Source organism: Pseudomonas sp. NKUCC02_KPG, from assembly GCF_019345465.1.
In the GTDB taxonomy this organism is placed as follows: domain Bacteria; phylum Pseudomonadota; class Gammaproteobacteria; order Pseudomonadales; family Pseudomonadaceae; genus Aquipseudomonas.
In genome coordinates this window covers 210497-225026 of the sequence record NZ_JAHKRC010000001.1, presented here as the reverse complement: position 1 = coordinate 225026, position 14530 = coordinate 210497, and the positions used below count along the sequence as shown (strand labels likewise).

Sequence of the window (14530 nt, the reverse complement as noted above, 5' to 3'; positions counted from 1 at the left end):
GTTACTTGCGAGGGTGGCGCGCAATGCAAGATGATTATTTCGCGCTACTCTTTGCTGAAGTTTTGAAACGGCGAAACGGTTCTGTTTTTACTGTACAGACGCTGAATAAAGCCTTTTTACCCGCGCTGTACCGTGACAGGTCCCCGGCTGCGGAGTTTAATGAATCCCTGATCTTTTGGAGTTGATCCTATGCGTAAGTCTGTTCTGTTGGTTGCCGCTTTTTCTACCATGACTGTCTTGTTGGGCGGCTGCACCTCCAACCTGACCGGCGATACCTACTCCCGTGACGAAGCTCGACGTGTACAAACCGTTCGTATGGGCACCATCGTTGCCTTGCGTCCGGTGCAGATTGAAGGCACCAAGACTCCGATCGGCGCTGCAACCGGCGCTATCGTGGGCGGTGTGGGCGGCAGCGCCATCGGCGGTGGCCGTGGCAGCATCGTGACAGCTGTTATCGGCGCAGTAGCCGGTGGCCTGCTGGGTTCTGCGGCCGAATCGGGCCTGACCAAGACCCAGGGCGTAGAAATCACCGTACGTGAAGACGACGGCAGCACCCGTGCCTATGTGCAGCAGGTTGAGCCGAACCAGGTGTTCCGTACCGGTGAGCGCGTGCGCATCATGACCGTTGATGGCACCAGCCGCGTTACCCAGTAAACCGGGCGGCAGCGCTAAAACAAAACCCCGGCCAGTGCGAACTGGCCGGGTTTTTTTCATGTCCGCTGATTCAACTCAGGACGAGTGCCTGAAGGCCTGGTCGGCCCCCGACAGCGTTATGGCGATGTGATCCAGCAAGCGTTCTGCCGTGTACTTGGGCATGGCGTCGAACGCCAGCACCACTGCCAGGCCCATCACCAGCGCTGGCCGTGGAACCTTGCTGAGGTTGTATTGCTTGACGCTAAACAAAAACACACACGCGGCAACCGAACCTATCAGTGCGCCTGCGATAGCCTCCGGCAATGGGTGAATGGTATGGGCAACGTAATGGATGGCAAACCACCAGGTCCCCACTAAACCGGCTCCCAGTACTGGCCAGCGCAAACGTTGATCGAGCTGTTGGCACAGCAGATTCAGCATCACGGTGAAGACCAGGCAAGCGTTCATCGCGTGTCCGCTGAAGACGGCAATGCCCAGGTCATGCAGGCCAATGCCCCACCCCTTGAACAGGATCTTGCTCGCGCCCACGATGAAGTAGGCACACACCAGCACGCCCAACCATAGACACGCGATTTTTTTCGACGCACCAACCCATAACCAGGCAGCAATGACCAACGCTGCCGGGAACATCACGGTGATGCCTGCGTATTGCACAATCTGAAATTTATCGACCACGTTTCCCTCTTTTGGCGGTTCAGTCGCGACAAAGGCAACGCAGATGATCTGCGTTGCCTTTGTCCGGGCCAGCCCGCTCCCGCATTAAAGCAGGGTCATGCTAATGATTGTTTGCGGCTGAAGAACAGTGTGACGCCATAGCCGATCAGCGCCGCCAGGATGGAGCCGGTCAGGATGCCCATGCGGTCCATGCCCACATACTCGCTACTGCCTGCTACGAACGCCAGTGACCCCACGAACAGGCTCATGGTGAAGCCGATGCCGCACAGGATGGCGACGCCCAGCACCTGGCCCCAGTTTGCCCCAGCGGGCAGGGATGCCATGCCGGTCTTGATGGCGATCCAGGTCAGGCCGAACACGCCCACGGTCTTACCGATCAGCAAGCCCGCCGCAATGCCCATCGGCACGTGACTGACGAAACTGTGCAGGCTGACACCCGCCAGCGATACACCGGCATTGGCGAAGGCAAACAACGGCAGGATCGCGTAAGCCACCCACGGATGCAGTGCATGCTCAATGGTCATCAATGGTGACGGTTCTGAGTTCTTGGTCCGCAGCGGGATACAGAACGCCAGCGTTACACCCGCCAGCGTGGCATGCACACCACTTTTGAGCACGCACACCCAGAGGATCAGGCCGATGATCATATAAGGCGCAACTTTGATCACGCCCATGCGGTTCATCGCAATCAGGGCAATCAGGCATGCCGCTGCCAGCAGCAGCGACAGGCCGGACAGTTCGCTGGAGTAGAACACCGCGATCACGATGATCGCCCCCAGATCGTCGATGATCGCCAGGGTCATCAGGAACAGCTTGAGAGACACCGGTACGCGTTTGCCGAGCAAGGCCAGCACGCCGAGGGCGAAGGCGATGTCAGTGGCCATGGGGATTGCCCAGCCGCCCAGCGCGTCGGGGTAGTCTTTGTTGATGTACCAGTAAATCAGCGCAGGCACGACCATCCCGCCGATGGCCGCGGCCCCCGGCAGCACCACTTGCGAGGGCTTGGACAGCTGGCCTTCGAGCAGTTCGCGCTTGACTTCGAGGCCGATCAGCAGAAAGAACAAGGCCATCAGGCCATCGTTAATCCACAGCAGCGAAGGCTTGGCAATTTGCAGGGCGCCGATTTGTACCGCTACCGGCACGTCCAGAAAGGCCGTGTAGTAATGGGAAAGCGGTGAGTTATTGATGATCAAAGCCAGAGCGGCCGCGGCAATCAACAGCAGACCGCTGGCAGCTTCCAACTGAAAGAAACGAGTGAAAGTACTACGCAGAGGCAAGGTCGCTCTCCATCGATTAAGTAAAAGGTGCGACACCCTAACCTGTGGGGTTAGGGGTTAAAACAAAAACTATATTCTTTTTTGTTATAAGCAGGGGTTTGCTCTCGCATCGCCAAAGAGCCTAGCAGTTGTGTGTCAAATTGAGACAGTTCTGTGCCTGTGGCGACTGTAGGAAATGTCTTAGGATTGGTCGTTGCACACCGCACGCACATGCTGTGCTTTCCCTTTTGCTATCACGAGCCACCCTCCATGAACCAAGACCGCCAGTGGGCACGCGAAGCCATTCGTACGATTGAAGCAGACTTTCAGCGCTGTGCTGACACCCATCTGATTCCTGTGTCGCTGCCGGGTTTTGCGGGTATCGAGTTGTACTTCAAGGACGAGTCAAGCCACCCGACGGGCAGCCTCAAGCACCGTTTGGCGAGGTCATTGTTTTTATATGCCTTGTGTAATGGCTGGCTAAGGGCCGGCTCACCGGTGATCGAAGCGTCCAGCGGTTCGACGGCAGTGTCTGAAGCCTATTTCGCCCGATTGCTGGGTTTGCCCTTTATTGCCGTGATGCCTGCCAGCACCTCGCCTGCCAAGATCGAGCAAATAGCCTTTTATGGTGGCCAAAGCCATTTGGTGGAAGACCCTACCCGGATACATGCCGAGTCCGAGCGGCTGGCCCGGGAAACCGGTGGCCATTTCATGGACCAGTTCACCTATGCAGAGCGGGCTACGGACTGGCGAGCGAACAACAACATCGCCGAGTCGATCTTCCAGCAACTGCGTTATGAGCGTCACCCGGAGCCGAGTTGGCTGATCTCCAGCCCGGGCACGGGCGGTACGACCGCAACTCTGGGGCGCTATGTCCGATATCGCCAGCACAACACCCGCGTGCTGTGTGCCGACGCCGAACGTTCGGTGTTCTTCGACTTTTACCTGAGCGGTGATGCCAGTTTGCGACTGGACTGCGGCTCGCGCATTGAGGGTATCGGCAGGCCCAGGGTCGAGGCCTCATTTTTGCCGAAGGTGATCGACGCGATGGTCAAGGTTCCGGATGCCTTGTCATTGGCGGCCATGCACTACTTGGCGCAGCGCATGGGGCGACGGGTCGGAGGATCGAGCGGGACGAGTCTGATTGGCGCATTGATCGCGGCGCAGCAGATGGTTGCCAACGGTGAAAGCGGCTCGATCGTTGCGATTTTGTGTGATGGCGGTGAGCGGTATGCCACGACCTACTACGATGCGCAGTGGCTCAAGGCTCAGGGTTATGAACTGGACGCGTTGATCGGTGCAGTCAAAGCCTGCGTGGAGCAGGGCGCTGCGTTGCCTGAAGGGGTGTTGCGGGCAGGCCTCTGATGCGGGGCTTGTGGGAGGGGGCTTGCTCGCGATGCAGGCGCTGCGGTTTGTCAGGCAAACCGCAGTGATGCAATCGCGAGCAAGCTCGCTCCTGCTGCGTCAAAAACCTACGCTTCGATACCCAGAATGTCGCGAGCGACAGCCTCGGCAATCCGGATGCCGTCGACACCGGCCGACAGAATGCCACCTGCATAGCCTGCGCCTTCGCCTGCCGGGAACAGGCCCTTGACGTTGAGGCTTTGCATCGACGCATCACGGGTCATGCGCAGAGGCGACGAGGTACGGGTTTCGATCCCGGTCAGGATCGCATCATGCATCGAGAAGCCCTTGATCTGCTTCTCGAACGCCGGCAAGGCTTCACGGATGGCTTCAATGGCGTAGTCCGGCAAGGCCAGGGCCAGATCACCCAGGGATACACCCGGTTTGTAGGACGGCTCGACGCTGCCCAGGGCCGATGAAGGTTTGCCCGCAATGAAGTCACCCACCAGTTGCGCCGGTGCCTCGTAATTGCTGCCACCCAACACGTAGGCGTGGGCTTCCAGGCGTTCCTGCAGTTCGATACCGGCCAATGGCCCACCTGGATAGTCCTCAGGTGTGATGCCGACCACGATGCCCGAGTTGGCGTTGCGTTCGTTACGTGAGTACTGGCTCATACCGTTGGTCACAACACGACCCGGCTCGCTGGTAGCCGCAACCACGGTGCCGCCTGGGCACATGCAGAAGCTGTAGACCGAACGGCCGTTTTTGGCGTGGTGAACCAGTTTGTAGTCGGCGGCGCCCAGTTTCGGGTGGCCCGCGTACTTGCCCAGGCGTGCGCTGTCGATCAACGACTGCGGGTGTTCGATCCGGAAACCTACCGAGAACGGTTTGGCTTCCATGTACACGCCACGACCGTGGAGCATGCGGAACGTGTCACGGGCGCTGTGGCCCAGGGCCAGGATCACGTGGCGCGAGTTCAGCTGTTCGCCGTCGGCCAGTACCACGCCGGTCAACTGGCCGTCGTCGATCAGGACGTCAGTCACACGCTGTTGAAAACGGACTTCACCGCCCAGCGCGATGATCTGCTGGCGCATGTTTTCGACGACACCGGTCAGACGGAACGTACCGATATGCGGCTTGCTGACGTAGAGGATCTCGTCCGGGGCACCGGCTTTGACAAACTCGTGCAGCACTTTACGGCCGTGGTGCTTGGGATCCTTGATCTGGCTGTAAAGCTTGCCGTCCGAGAACGTGCCTGCGCCGCCTTCACCAAACTGTACGTTGGACTCGGGGTTGAGTACGTTTTTACGCCACAGGCCCCAGGTGTCCTTGGTGCGCTGGCGAACTTCGGTGCCGCGCTCAAGAATGATCGGCTTGAAGCCCATTTGTGCCAGCAGCAAGCCGGCGAAAATACCGCACGGACCAAAACCCACCACAATCGGGCGCTGGCTCAAGTCTTGTGGGGCCTGGCCGACGACTTTGTAGCTGACGTCTGGCGCTGGATTGACGTTACGGTCGTCCGCGAACTTGGCCAACAGCGGTGCTTCATCGCGCACACTCAGGTCGATGGTGTAGATAAAGCACAATTCGGACGATTTTTTACGCGCATCGTAGCTGCGCTTGAACAAGGTGAAATCGAGCAGGTCATCACTTTCGATGCCCAGGCGCTGCAGGATGGCAGGGCGCAGGTCTTCTTCGGGATGGTCGATCGGCAGCTTGAGTTCGGTAATTCGTAACATGACAGTGTCCAGTATCGGGGGGCCAGGTAAACCCTGGCAGAACCGCCAATTGTAAGCTGCTTCGGGGCACTATGCGGCAACAGTTGTCGGTTAGTCGTTGCGTGCGCCACCAAAATAGCCACAGCCGCGCTGGACCTGACCGTTGATCCGCAGCTCTGCACCCAGATGCTGCACGCTGCCGTCGACACTGTCAGTGCAACGTTGTGGGGCAACCCACAGTTCTATGCGTTGATTGTTGGCTTCAGTGGACAGCGAAAAACGACCGTCACCGATCTGTTCTTCAACATAAGGCAGTGCCAGGTCCGGCTGACCTTCGCGTTTAAGCACCATGCCCTTGCCGCCGGCCTGTACTTCCCATGCCGGGCCATTGCCGTTGGCGTGTACGGTCAGTTGCTTGAAGTTAAGGTCCTGGCAGGCGTTGCTGTTGCGTTCCAGGCGATAGAGCTGTTGCACCTGGACTTCACCGTCCGCACCGGGGGTTTTGCTGGCGACAAAACTGCCGCGAATATCGGCGAACAACTTGCCCGGTTTATTGGGCATGTAAGAAGCGTCCTGCACCAGGGTGGTGTTGTCGCCGTCGCGCACTTCATAGCGCTGCTGGCCGACGCACGGTTGGAACACCAACTGATCACCGGATGAAACCAGCTCACCTTGCAGGCGGGTCAGGCCGGCGGTGGTGTCAGCTGGCTTGCTGTTGAGCAGTTGGCAGCCCGCAAACAGGGGCAGCAGGGCAAACAAAACCAAGGGACGAACAGCACGCATCGTTGGGACTCCTGACTAGAGCCGCCACGTTACTCAGGCTGGCGGTGCATCACAAGAGGTTCACCTTCTGTAGTCGCTGCCGCAGGCTGCGATTGGAACTGTGGGTTCTTCAAGAAAACGGCTTGCTTCGCAACCCTTCGCAGCCTGCGGCAGCGACTACAGAGCTCGGCTCAACCCACGATGTAGGTTTGCCCGGTTTGCAGGCCTTCGACACTTTTGGCGTAGGCCAGAGCCACGTCGGCGCCTGCCACCGGCTTGAAACCGCGGAAGTACGGCGCGTACTTGCCCATCGCCTCTTCCAGTACCGTAGGGCTCACCGAGTTAACCCGCAGCCCCCGTGGCAGCTCGATGGCAGCCGCTTTTACAAAGCCGTCGAGTGCTGCGTTGACCAGTGCCGCCGAACTGCCCGTGCGAATCGGTTCGCGATTGATGACACCGCTGGTGAAGGTGAACGAGGCGCCATCGTTGGCAAACTCGCGACCGATCAGCAGCAGGTTGACTTGCCCCATCAACTTGTCCTGCAGGCCCAGGGCGAAGTCGCTTTCGCTCATGTCTTCCAGTGCGGCGAACTTGACGTTGCCAGCGGCACAGACCAGCGCGTCGAAGCGTCCGGTCTGTTCGAACAGGTTGCGAATCGATGAACTGTCGCTGATATCGACCTGAAAATCGCCGCTATTGCGGCCAATACGCACGATCTCGTGGCGCGACGACAGCTCGCGATCAATGGCTGAACCAATGGTGCCGTTAGCGCCGATCAACAGGATTTTCATGGGGTGTTCCTTGCAGGAAGAGGTGAGTGCTTAGTCTAGTGGTGGTTTTTTACCGGGATAAGCGCACTAATAGGCAACCTTTGGTTTTCATATGGAAACAATCCATGAGCGAAATGGATGACTTGGCGGCGTTCGCGGTGTTGATCGACGCGGGGAGTTTTACCTTGGCCGCCCAGCAGCTGGGTTGCAGCAAAGGGCAATTGTCCAAACGCATCAGCCTCTTGGAGGCTCAGTTTGCGGTGGTGTTGCTGCACCGCACCACACGGCGTTTGAGCCTGACGGCTGCTGGCGCAGCGTTACTGCCCCAGGCCCGGGCATTGGTCGTGCAAGTGGAGCGGGCGCGTCAGGCATTAGCCCGACTCAAGGACGATATGGCAGGCCCGGTGCGTATGACCGTGCCCGTATCCTTGGGCGAAACATTTTTTGATTCGCTGCTGATGGAATTTTCCCGCGAATACCCCCAGGTGCAGATCGAGCTGGAACTCAACAACAGCTACCGCGACATGGCACGGGAGGGCTTCGATCTGGCGATCCGTTCTCAGGTCGCCAATAACGAGCGACTGGTGGCAAAACTGGTGCTCAACTGGCAGGAGATCACCTGTGCGAGCCCGGCCTACCTTGAGCAATACGGCGAGCCAGTCACCCCGCAGCAACTGGTCGAGCACCGTTGCCTGCTCAACAGTCACTACAGCGGCCGCGAAGAGTGGCAGTACCACCTCCAGCACGAACTGCACCGTGTGCGGGTCTCGGGGCCGTTTGCCAGCAATCACTACAGCTTGCTGAAAAAAGCCGCGGTGATCGGTGCCGGTATCGCCCGCCTGCCTTCATACATGCTCAATGCCGAACTGGCCGATGGACGATTGCGCGCGTTGCTGCGTGACTATCAGACACGCAGTAACCCCATGTACCTGGTTCACCCCTATCAGGGCGGTTTGCCGAAACGCACGCAGGTTTTGGCGGATTACCTTGCAGGCTGGTTCCGGCGCAGCGGTGAGGCCATTGACGCGCGGTAACGAAAACGTCTGGCGATCAGGTGATCAATCGACAACGCACCGGGGCCTCTGGCCATCAGGTACAACAGAATCGCGATCCATGTCCCATGAGTGGGGTAGGCGTCCGGGTACACGAATAACTGAATGGTCAGCGTCATCCCCAGCAGTGCCAGTGCCGAAAAACGGGTGGCAAGCCCCAGCAGGATCAGCAGCGGGAAGACGTGTTCACTGAAAGCTGCTGCGTACGCGGCAATGTCCGGGGGCAGCAGCGGGAGTTTGTATTCCGTACTGAACAAGTACACCGCAGAGTCGGCCAAGTGTGGGGCATTGAGTTCAAAGGTGCCGTTCACCAGGTCGATCGCCAGGCCCTCGACTTTGGTCTGGCCGGACTTCCAGAACACCGCAGCGATAGAAAACCGTGCGACAAAGGCTATCAGCGTGTGGGGGATACGTTGCATCAGTCCGATTAAACGGCGTATCTGGCATGTGGGCGTTGCATGGGTGTTCATGGCGAAACCTCTGCGGTGGGGTGTAGGCCGGTGATGGCGTCATGGGTGATCAGCAGCGCCAGGGCCTGGCCCAGATCAAAATCAGGGGCGGCTTCCAGAGCCTGGCAAGCGGCCAGTTCCAGGGGCCGGCCTTCCTTGAGCCCGTCCACGAACGCTGCACACCCGCAGCCGACCGCGAACACTTCCACCCGTAATCCGTTGCGCAGCACCACGGCGCTTTGTGGCTGATGCGGGTCTAGGCCCTGAATTTGGCCCTGGTGTTGATGTGCGGTCCATAGAGCGGCTATGGCGTAGGGTGAATTCAGGCTTGCGACGCCGGGATGCAGTTGCAGGCACAACTGGCCAAGCCTGCCGGGGTTGTTGAGCGCGCGGATCAATAAGTGCGTGTCCACTGCGCAGGCGTCTGCGGCGTGAAAGGCCTGGACGCACAAACGTTCCAATCGTGCGACATCCGCCAGGTAAGGCACGCTGCTGGCAGGTGCGAAACCCTTGACAAAATCTGCGAACTGGACGCCATAGGTGCTCATTACAGGGCTTTTGGGCGGGAAATCTTGAATAAAAGCCCGCGCCATTGCCTGAAAGAAAACGTCGCCAACCAGCTGCGAAACGACCGGGTAGCTCGTGGCCAGTGCGTTGATCAGGCCACTGTGGACATTGTTGCGATAAACCGCAAAACGACGCTCAATGTCGCCGTTATGGCAGGAAATACCTTGCGGGTAAGGCGTATCAGGATCGAGCAGCGCTGCGCTGAAAGCCTCTTGCATATTCATGGTTGCACCTGTGTGCTGCTCAGGTAGTGCTCGGCAAGTCGTGCTTCCTTGACGAGTTCGGTGAGTGCAGGCAGATGGTTGTCGCGCTCGATCAGGGTGGCCATTGGGCCCGTTCGCTTCAGTGCTTGTCGGTACAGCGTCCACACGGCTTGATCGACGGGTGATCCGTGGTTGTCGATAAGCAGTCGCTCGCCAAGGCTGTCGGACTCTTCGGCAAAACCTGCCAGATGAATCTCTCCAACAGCCCGCAGCGGCAAAGCATCGAGGTAGGCCAGGGGATTACGGGCGTGGTTGATGCAGGACACGTACAGGTTGTTAACGTCCAGTAATAGGCCACAACCACTGCGGGTGATGACTTCGTGGATGAAGTCGGCCTCGTCGAAATGGGCCTCGTCGAACTCAATATAGGTTGCGGGGTTTTCCAGCAGGATCTGGCGCTGCAACAGGTTCTGGACCTGATCAATGTGCGCGCATACCCGCGTCAGCGTGGCGGTGTCATAACGCAAAGGCAGCAGGTCGTTCAAAAAATACGGCCCGTGGGAAGACCATGCCAGATGTTCGGAAAACATCTGGGGCCGGTAGCGGTCGAGCAATGTGCTCAAGCGTTGCAAATGTTCGGGATTGAGCGGGCTTTGGCCCCCGATCGACAGACCGACGCCGTGAATCGACAGGGGATACTGATCGCAAATCAGGCTCAGGTAGTGGTGGAACGGGCCTCCGGCAACCATGTAGTTTTCGGCGTGTACTTCAAAGAAGCCGACGTCAGGCCGGGTGGCGAGTACATCCTGGAAATGTTCGGCCTTGAGCCCCAGCCCCGCACGCGGCGGGAGCAGGGGCGCACGAGGCGCGATGAGCGAAGCAAGCGGGCTGTGCATCATCAGCACTCAGTGTGCGAATCAGGATTTGGCTTTGTAGGCAGCCATTTGGCCAAAGCCGGTAGGCGAGGTGCTGCTGGAGGTTGTTTCGCAGGTGCCTTTTGGTACGAGCTTCCAGGCATTGGCCTGATTGTCTACCTTGGCGGTTCCTGCACAGGTAGTGCCTGCCCCTGCGGCGCAATCGTTATGGCCTTTCATGGCAACCCCGAAGCACTTCTCCATATCGCCAGCAGCCTGAGCGGGCAGGGCGGCGATGCTCAGGGCGGAACCCAGAGCAAGTGTCAGTGCAGCGGCGGACAGGGTGCGGGTAGTTTTGCTGTTCATGGTGATTCTCCAGATCCCGGTAGCGATTGCTGCCGGCTTACCCAACTAGAGAAACGAGGGGGGCAGTTATTACAACGCACCTGAATTATTTTTTGGTTTTTAACTGCAACCTCCCCCCGTTCCTACGGCAGCTACTACAGAAAGCCCGGTAGGGGGCAATAAAAAACGGCCCCGAAGGGCCGTTTTTTGTGTCGCAGGCAGCATTAGCCACCCAGATAGGCGTCACGCACTTTTGGATCGTTGAGCAGTTGCTCGCCGGTGCCTTGCATGACCACCCGGCCGTTTTCCAGCACGTAGGCGCGGTCAGCGATTTTGAGCGCCTGGTTGGCGTTTTGCTCCACCAGAAACACCGTTACACCCTCATCACGCAGCTGTTCGATGATGTCGAAAATCTGTTGAATGATGATCGGGGCCAATCCTAGCGATGGTTCATCCAGCAACAGCAGCTTGGGCTTGCTCATCAGCGCACGGCCAATGGCGAGCATTTGCTGCTCACCACCGGACATGGTGCCACCCCGTTGTGTGAAACGTTCTTTCAGGCGCGGGAACAAGTGCAGAACCTTATCCATTTGCTCTTCGTATTCCTGCTTCTCGGTAAAGAATCCGCCCATGGCGAGGTTCTCTTCCACAGTCAAACGAGCAAACACCCGGCGCCCTTCAGGTACAACAGCGATGCTTTTGCGCATGATCTGCGCCGAGCTCAACCCCACCAGTTCCTCGCCCAGATAACGAATGCTACCGCTCTGGGCTTGCGGGGAACCGCACAAGGTCATCATCAGGGTCGATTTGCCAGCACCGTTGGCGCCGATCAGGGTGACGATCTCGCCTTGGCGCACTTCGACGTTGACGCCGTGCAGGGCCTGGATCTTGCCGTAAAAGGTCGAAACGTTTTCAAATTGCAGCATTTTACGCTTCCCCCAAATAGGCTTTGATCACTTCAGGGTTGTCGCGGATCTGTTCCGGCGTCCCGTCAGCCAAAGGCGTGCCCTGGTTGATCACCACGATATGGTCGGAAATGCTCATGACCAGTTTCATGTCGTGCTCAATCAACAGCACGGTAGCGTTGTGCTCATTGCGCAAAACGCTGATCAGCGCTTTGAGGTCTTCGGTTTCCTTGGGGTTCAGCCCTGCCGCCGGTTCGTCGAGCATGAGGATGCGCGGACGCGTCATCATGCAGCGGGCGATTTCCAGGCGTCGTTGCTGGCCGTATGCCAAGGTGCCCGCCGGGCGGTTGGCGAACTCGGTCAGGTTGACCTTGTCCAGCCAGTACGCGGCGTAATCCAGGGCCTCACGTTCGCTTTTACGGAATGAAGGGGTTTTGAACAGGCCCGACAGAAAGTTGGTGTTGAGGTGGCGATGCTGGGCAATCAGCAGGTTCTCAACGGCTGTCATGTCTTTGAACAGGCGCACGTTCTGGAAGGTACGAACCACGCCTTTGCGCGCGATTTCATGACCCGGCAGGCCTTCAATCGACTCACCATCGAGCACGATGCTACCGGCAGACGGCTTGTAGAAACCGGTCAGGCAGTTGAAGACCGTGGTCTTGCCGGCACCGTTAGGGCCGATCATCGACACAACCTGTTTTTCCTTGACGGTCAGGGCCACGCCATTCACCGCCAACAAGCCGCCAAAGCGCATGCTCAGGCCGCTGACTTTCAGTAACTCGCGGCTCATTTTCGCAGCTCCAGGTGAGGACGTTGCATGGGCAGAAGACCTTGCGGGCGCCAGATCATCATCAGCACCATCAGTGCTCCGAACAGCAGCATTCGGTATTCGCTGAATTCACGCATCATCTCTGGCAGCAGGATCATCACCACGGCTGCCAGGATCACGCCCAGTTGCGAGCCCATGCCACCCAGTACCACGATGGCCAGAATGATCGCCGACTCAAGGAAGGTGAACGACTCAGGCGTCACCAGGCCCTGGCGTGCAGCAAAGAAGCTGCCGGCGAAACCTGCGAAGGTAGCGCCCAGGGTGAAGGCGGAAAGCTTGATCACGGTCGGGTTCAGGCCCAGAGCGCGGCAGGCGATTTCGTCTTCACGCAGTGCTTCCCATGCGCGACCGATTGGCATGCGCAGCAGGCGGTTGATCACGAACAGCACCAGCAGTACCAGCACCAACGCGATCAGGTACAAGAAAATGACCTTGTTGATCGAGTTGTAAGCGATGCCAAAGTACTCGTGAAAGGTTTGCATGCCTTCGGCAGCGGTTCTGTCGAAGCTGAGGCCGAACAACGTTGGTTTCGGGATGTTGCTGATACCGTTGGGGCCGCCAGTGAGATCGGTCAGGTTACGCAGGAACAGACGGATGATTTCACCGAAGCCCAGGGTCACGATGGCCAGATAGTCACCGCGTAAGCGCAACACCGGGAAACCGAGCAGGAAGCCAAAGGTAGCGGCCATCAACCCGGCCAGCGGCAGGCAGATCCAGAAGCTCAGGCCGAAGTAATGGGCGAGCAGCGCGTAGGTGTAGGCACCCACGGCATAGAACCCGACATAACCCAGGTCAAGCAGACCGGCCAGCCCGACCACAATGTTCAGGCCCAGGCCGAGCATCACGTAGATCAGGATCAGCGTGGCAATGTCCACGGCACCGCGCGAACCATAGAAAGGCCAGATCAGGGCAATCACGACCAGACCGAGAATGATCCAGCGCTGGGTGCTGGGCAGGGTCAGGAAGTTGGTGGCCTTGACAGGCACTTTTGGCAGGCTGGGAGAGTTCTTCCAGGCCGAGGTCAGTTGCTGGTTGAACAACACGCGCACAAACATCAGCAAGGAGCAGATCGCAATCACGCTCAGGATCAAGGGGCTGGTGTTGTGAACTTCGATGTTGATCCCGACGATAGTCAGTTTCAGGCCGAGTACCGGGTAGGCGACGGCCCAGACCAACAAGGCGCTGAAGAGCGCCGACTTTAGATTCCTAGTCATACTTTTTCAATCTCCGGACGCCCCAGAATGCCGGTCGGACGGAACAGCAGCACCAGCACCAGCAAGCCAAAAGCCACTACGTCTTTGTACTGGTCGCCGAAGATATCGGCACCAAAGGCTTCAGCTACACCGAGTACCAGGCCACCGAGCATCGCGCCAGGAATGCTGCCAATACCGCCCAATACCGCAGCGGTGAAGGCTTTAAGGCCCACCAGGAATCCTGCGTTAGGGTTGATTACGCCGTACTGGACACTGATCAACACCGCTGCAACGGCTGCCAGGGCAGCACCGATCACGAAGGTCAGCGCAATGACGTTGTTGGTATTGATACCCAGCAGGTTGGCCATTTTCATGTCTTCGGCACAGGCGCGGCAGGCGCGGCCCATGCGTGAGCGAGAGATGAACAGGGTCAGGCCAAGCATTGCGAGGAAGGTGACGACGAAAACCACGATTTGCATGTAGGAGACGATAACTTCACTAGCGCCTCCAGGACCAAAGGTGAAGCCGCCGGGGATCAGGTTAGGGATCGATTTGTCTTTTGAGTCCTGTGCCAGTAGTACGGTGTTTTGCAGGAAGATCGACATGCCGATGGCGGAAATCAACGGGATAAGGCGGTTACTGCCGCGCAAGGGACGGTAGGCAACCCGCTCGATGCTGTAGCCGTAGGCGCTGGTGACCACGATGCTGGCGATAAACGCGGCAGTCAGCAGGAGTGGCACGCTGTCCAGACCCATCATGGTCAAGCCTGCGATGGCGATGAACGCAATATAGGAACCAATCATGTACACCTCGCCGTGGGCGAAGTTGATCATTCCAATAATGCCGTAAACCATCGTGTAGCCGATGGCGATCAGGGCATAAGTGCTGCCAACGTTGAGGCCGTTAACCAGCATTTGGAAGAAGTGATAGATGTCAGGCATTACAAAGCTCCTA

The 14530-nt window shown here is 58.4% G+C and carries 17 protein-coding genes; 4 read left to right on the top strand and 13 right to left on the bottom strand.

Annotated features, from left to right (window positions below; all coding sequences use genetic code 11):
• The first annotated feature begins 23 nt into the window (after positions 1–23).
• Complete coding sequence (locus tag KO536_RS01040; RefSeq protein ID WP_219260795.1) at positions 24–185, top strand: hypothetical protein; 162 nt, start codon at positions 24–26, stop codon at positions 183–185.
• 4 nt (positions 186–189) lie between these two features.
• Entirely contained in the window at positions 190–654 is a 465-nt protein-coding gene (locus tag KO536_RS01035) for a glycine zipper 2TM domain-containing protein (protein ID WP_133075861.1), read from the top strand.
• A gap of 75 nt (positions 655–729) precedes the next feature.
• Here KO536_RS01035 and KO536_RS01030 read toward each other — a convergent pair whose 3' ends face one another.
• Both KO536_RS01030 and nhaA read right to left on the bottom strand, forming a co-directional pair.
• Positions 730–1329, bottom strand: coding sequence for a hypothetical protein (locus KO536_RS01030; protein WP_219260793.1), 600 nt, complete (start codon positions 1327–1329; stop codon positions 730–732).
• 95 nt (positions 1330–1424) lie between these two features.
• A complete protein-coding gene (nhaA, locus tag KO536_RS01025; RefSeq protein WP_133075859.1) occupies positions 1425–2606 on the bottom strand; it encodes a Na+/H+ antiporter NhaA in 1182 nt (393 codons plus the stop codon).
• Between the two features lie 249 nt (positions 2607–2855).
• On the opposite strand from nhaA, the gene KO536_RS01020 reads away from it, so the two are divergent.
• Positions 2856–3950, top strand: a complete 1095-nt coding sequence (locus KO536_RS01020; protein ID WP_219260792.1) for a PLP-dependent cysteine synthase family protein — start codon at positions 2856–2858, stop codon at positions 3948–3950.
• Positions 3951–4057: 107 nt separating this feature from the next.
• On the opposite strand, the gene KO536_RS01015 is transcribed toward KO536_RS01020, so the two are convergent.
• The 3 genes from KO536_RS01015 to KO536_RS01005 form a co-directional block, all read right to left on the bottom strand.
• Entirely contained in the window at positions 4058–5668 is a 1611-nt protein-coding gene (locus tag KO536_RS01015) for an NAD(P)/FAD-dependent oxidoreductase (protein WP_133075857.1), read from the bottom strand.
• Between the two features lie 90 nt (positions 5669–5758).
• The gene (locus KO536_RS01010; RefSeq protein ID WP_219260790.1) at positions 5759–6430 is read right to left on the bottom strand and encodes a COG3650 family protein; all 672 of its coding nucleotides are present in this window, start codon (positions 6428–6430) and stop codon (positions 5759–5761) included.
• A gap of 170 nt (positions 6431–6600) precedes the next feature.
• Positions 6601–7200 (bottom strand): short chain dehydrogenase, encoded by a 600-nt coding sequence (locus tag KO536_RS01005; RefSeq protein ID WP_133075855.1) that lies wholly within the window; start codon positions 7198–7200, stop codon positions 6601–6603.
• A gap of 104 nt (positions 7201–7304) precedes the next feature.
• Here KO536_RS01005 and KO536_RS01000 point away from each other — a divergent pair, with 104 nt between their 5' ends.
• Positions 7305–8213 (top strand): LysR family transcriptional regulator, encoded by a 909-nt coding sequence (locus tag KO536_RS01000; RefSeq protein ID WP_219260789.1) that lies wholly within the window; start codon positions 7305–7307, stop codon positions 8211–8213.
• Here KO536_RS01000 and KO536_RS00995 read toward each other — a convergent pair.
• From KO536_RS00995 to livH, 8 genes are all read right to left on the bottom strand, one after another.
• Positions 8162–8701, bottom strand: a complete 540-nt coding sequence (locus KO536_RS00995) for a DoxX family protein (protein ID WP_219260788.1) — start codon at positions 8699–8701, stop codon at positions 8162–8164. The genes KO536_RS01000 and KO536_RS00995 overlap by 52 nt on opposite strands.
• Entirely contained in the window at positions 8698–9471 is a 774-nt protein-coding gene (locus KO536_RS00990; protein ID WP_219260787.1) for a DUF2063 domain-containing protein, read from the bottom strand. The genes KO536_RS00995 and KO536_RS00990 overlap by 4 nt, the downstream gene beginning before the upstream one ends.
• Complete coding sequence (locus KO536_RS00985; RefSeq protein ID WP_219260785.1) at positions 9468–10346, bottom strand: DUF692 domain-containing protein; 879 nt, start codon at positions 10344–10346, stop codon at positions 9468–9470. The genes KO536_RS00990 and KO536_RS00985 overlap by 4 nt, the downstream gene beginning before the upstream one ends.
• Positions 10347–10367: 21 nt before the next feature.
• The gene (locus KO536_RS00980; protein ID WP_133075850.1) at positions 10368–10670 is read right to left on the bottom strand and encodes a DUF2282 domain-containing protein; all 303 of its coding nucleotides are present in this window, start codon (positions 10668–10670) and stop codon (positions 10368–10370) included.
• Between the two features lie 203 nt (positions 10671–10873).
• Positions 10874–11575, bottom strand: coding sequence for an ABC transporter ATP-binding protein (locus tag KO536_RS00975; protein ID WP_133075849.1), 702 nt, complete (start codon positions 11573–11575; stop codon positions 10874–10876).
• A gap of 1 nt (position 11576) precedes the next feature.
• Complete coding sequence (livG, locus tag KO536_RS00970) at positions 11577–12344, bottom strand: high-affinity branched-chain amino acid ABC transporter ATP-binding protein LivG (RefSeq protein WP_133075848.1); 768 nt, start codon at positions 12342–12344, stop codon at positions 11577–11579.
• Positions 12341–13597, bottom strand: a complete 1257-nt coding sequence (locus tag KO536_RS00965) for a high-affinity branched-chain amino acid ABC transporter permease LivM (RefSeq protein ID WP_133075847.1) — start codon at positions 13595–13597, stop codon at positions 12341–12343. The genes livG and KO536_RS00965 overlap by 4 nt, the downstream gene beginning before the upstream one ends.
• Complete coding sequence (livH, locus tag KO536_RS00960; protein ID WP_016779736.1) at positions 13594–14517, bottom strand: high-affinity branched-chain amino acid ABC transporter permease LivH; 924 nt, start codon at positions 14515–14517, stop codon at positions 13594–13596. The genes KO536_RS00965 and livH overlap by 4 nt, the downstream gene beginning before the upstream one ends.
• Between the last annotated feature and the right edge of the window lie 13 nt (positions 14518–14530).

Bases quoted from the DNA above. Each gene is read 5' to 3' on its own strand.
- livH (WP_016779736.1), bottom strand. From the start codon at position 14,517: ATGCCTGACATCTATCACTTCTTCCAAATGCTGGTTAACGGCCTCAAC.
- KO536_RS01020 (WP_219260792.1), top strand. From the start codon at position 2,856: ATGAACCAAGACCGCCAGTGGGCACGCGAAGCCATTCGTACGATTGAA.
- KO536_RS01015 (WP_133075857.1), bottom strand. From the start codon at position 5,668: ATGTTACGAATTACCGAACTCAAGCTGCCGATCGACCATCCCGAAGAA.
- KO536_RS01005 (WP_133075855.1), bottom strand. From the start codon at position 7,200: ATGAAAATCCTGTTGATCGGCGCTAACGGCACCATTGGTTCAGCCATT.
- KO536_RS00980 (WP_133075850.1), bottom strand. From the start codon at position 10,670: ATGAACAGCAAAACTACCCGCACCCTGTCCGCCGCTGCACTGACACTT.
- KO536_RS00990 (WP_219260787.1), bottom strand. From the start codon at position 9,471: ATGAATATGCAAGAGGCTTTCAGCGCAGCGCTGCTCGATCCTGATACG.
- KO536_RS00985 (WP_219260785.1), bottom strand. From the start codon at position 10,346: ATGCACAGCCCGCTTGCTTCGCTCATCGCGCCTCGTGCGCCCCTGCTC.
- KO536_RS01040 (WP_219260795.1), top strand. From the start codon at position 24: ATGCAAGATGATTATTTCGCGCTACTCTTTGCTGAAGTTTTGAAACGG.
- KO536_RS00975 (WP_133075849.1), bottom strand. From the start codon at position 11,575: ATGCTGCAATTTGAAAACGTTTCGACCTTTTACGGCAAGATCCAGGCC.
- KO536_RS00965 (WP_133075847.1), bottom strand. From the start codon at position 13,597: ATGACTAGGAATCTAAAGTCGGCGCTCTTCAGCGCCTTGTTGGTCTGG.
- KO536_RS01010 (WP_219260790.1), bottom strand. From the start codon at position 6,430: ATGCGTGCTGTTCGTCCCTTGGTTTTGTTTGCCCTGCTGCCCCTGTTT.
- livG (WP_133075848.1), bottom strand. From the start codon at position 12,344: ATGAGCCGCGAGTTACTGAAAGTCAGCGGCCTGAGCATGCGCTTTGGC.
- KO536_RS00995 (WP_219260788.1), bottom strand. From the start codon at position 8,701: ATGAACACCCATGCAACGCCCACATGCCAGATACGCCGTTTAATCGGA.
- KO536_RS01035 (WP_133075861.1), top strand. From the start codon at position 190: ATGCGTAAGTCTGTTCTGTTGGTTGCCGCTTTTTCTACCATGACTGTC.
- KO536_RS01000 (WP_219260789.1), top strand. From the start codon at position 7,305: ATGAGCGAAATGGATGACTTGGCGGCGTTCGCGGTGTTGATCGACGCG.